Below are 206 nucleotides of genomic sequence, written 5' to 3'. Positions count from 1 at the left end.
GGCGAGGAAGAGTACGGCATAGACATCCAGAAGGTGCAGGAGTTGCGCGGGTACGACGCGGTGACGCGCATCGCGAACGCGCCGGAATACATCAAGGGAGTGGTGAACCTGCGCGGGATCATCGTTCCGATCATCGACATGCGCATCAAGTTCAGGCTCGGGGAGCCGACGTACGACCAGTTCACGGTGGTGATCGTGCTGAACAT

The 206-nt window shown here is 59.7% G+C and carries 1 protein-coding gene; it reads left to right on the top strand.

Translation table 11 applies throughout. The features are described from left to right. On the top strand, nt 1-206 hold a 206-nt coding region (locus HMPREF2757_RS11295; RefSeq protein ID WP_176745936.1), incomplete at both ends, for a chemotaxis protein CheW.

Source organism: Brevibacterium sp. HMSC063G07, from assembly GCF_001810665.1.
Lineage (GTDB): Bacteria > Actinomycetota > Actinomycetes > Actinomycetales > Brevibacteriaceae > Brevibacterium.
This window is presented reverse-complemented; position numbering and strand designations above follow the sequence as displayed.